The sequence below is a fragment of the Burkholderia sp. LK4 genome, assembly GCF_001043615.1.
Classification (GTDB): domain Bacteria; phylum Pseudomonadota; class Gammaproteobacteria; order Burkholderiales; family Burkholderiaceae; genus Burkholderia; species Burkholderia cepacia.
In genome coordinates this window covers 1-1714 of sequence record NZ_LDUL01000172.1, presented here as the reverse complement: position 1 = coordinate 1714, position 1714 = coordinate 1, and the positions used below count along the sequence as shown (strand labels likewise).

Annotated in this window: 2 protein-coding genes; one reads left to right on the top strand and one right to left on the bottom strand. The window is 67.2% G+C overall.

The annotated features are described in order from the left end of the window. The coding region (gene metG, locus VK92_RS38680) for a methionine--tRNA ligase subunit beta (RefSeq protein WP_048468264.1) at positions 1-1004 on the top strand (1004 nt) is incomplete at its 5' end. Positions 1005-1072: 68 nt separating this feature from the next. On the opposite strand, the gene VK92_RS38675 is transcribed toward metG, so the two are convergent. Then, on the bottom strand, positions 1073-1714 hold a 642-nt coding region (locus VK92_RS38675; protein ID WP_048468263.1), incomplete at its 5' end, for a translocation/assembly module TamB domain-containing protein.

Genomic DNA, 1714 nt, shown 5'->3' with positions numbered 1-1714 from the left:
TGGAAGACATCGACCTGAACCTCGACGATTTCCAGGCGCGCGTGAACAGCGATCTCGTCGGCAAGTACGTGAACATCGCGAGCCGCGCGGCAGGCTTCCTGATCAAGCGCTTCGACGGCCGCGTGCAGGACAGCGCGATGAACCATCCGCTCGTCGTGAAGCTGCGCGATGCGATTCCGGGGATCGCCGCGCACTACGAAGCACGCGAGTACGGCCGCGCGCTGCGCCACACGATGGAGCTCGCGGACGAAGTGAACGCGTACGTCGACGGCGCGAAACCGTGGGATCTCGCGAAGGATCCGGCCAACGCGGTCGCGCTGCACGAAACCTGCAGCGTGAGCCTCGAGTCCTTCCGCCTGCTGTCGCTCGCGCTGAAGCCGGTGATGCCGCGCGTGGCCGAGGCCGTCGAGTCGTTCTTCGGGATCGCGCCGCTCGCATGGGCCGATGCCGCGAAGCCGCTGTCGTCGGAACAGCCGATCAAGGCGTACCAGCACCTGATGACGCGCGTCGACCCGAAGCAGATCGAGGCATTGCTCGCCGCGAACCGCGATTCGCTGCAGGCCGAGGCCACCGGCGCGGCCGCCGCGAGCGCGAACGCCGCCAAGGAGGCGAAGAACGCCAAGGCGAACGCGAAGCCGGCCGCCGTGAACGGCGCCGACGATGCCCCCATCTCGATCGACGATTTCGCGAAGATCGACCTGCGCATCGCGAAGATCGTCGCGTGCCAGGCCGTCGAGGGTTCGGACAAGCTGCTGCAGCTCACGCTCGACGTCGGCGAGGAAAAGACCCGCAACGTGTTCTCGGGCATCAAGTCCGCGTACCAGCCCGAGCAGCTCGTGGGCAAGCTGACCGTGATGGTCGCGAACCTCGCGCCGCGCAAGATGAAGTTCGGCCTGTCCGAAGGGATGGTGCTCGCCGCGTCGGCCACCGACGAGAAGGCGGAACCGGGCCTCTACATCCTCGAGCCGCACAGCGGCGCGAAGCCCGGCATGCGCGTGAAGTAAGCCGAACGCGCTGCCGCTGGCGCGAAACAAAGCCCCGCACGATTCGTTTCGTGCGGGGCTTTTTTCATTCAGGGCTGCTCGGCACGCCGCGCCCGCGCCGCGTCGCTGCCGAACCACCGGTCGAAACGCCGCGTGTAGTTCAGGTCGACACCCTGGAACGTGCCGCCGTACGCGGACACGGACCAGAAGCGCGTCAGGTTGATCGTCGCCTTGAACGCGTTGCTCGCCGATTGCAGCCCCTGCTCGAAGCCGAGCACGAACCGCTCGTTGATCGCCTTCGACACCAGCACGACCTGCGGATCGGTGAGGCCCACTTCGCTGCGGCCGACCGAGACCTCGTCGAGACCGAAGGTCTGCGCGACGCGCTTGCCGGTCACGCTGCCGAGCAGCCCGAGCGCCGCCGTCATCGTGCCCTGCTGGCCGACGTTGTTGCCCTGGTCGGTGCCGTGCCCGAACAGCAGCCACGACAGCTTTTCGTTGTCCGTGACGTTCGGTTCCGACACCAGCTTGACCGTCAGCGACTGGATCGTGCCCGTGACCTGCACGCCGGCCTCGACTTCCTGGTTGCGCCGCATCGCGAGGATGTTGACGCCCGGGTTCGACACGGGGCCGTTGAACGTGAAGAAGCCGTTCTCGATCGCGAGCTTGCGGCCGAACGACGTGTACGTCGACCCTTCGGTCACGCGCACGTTGCCGACCGCGCGCAGCGG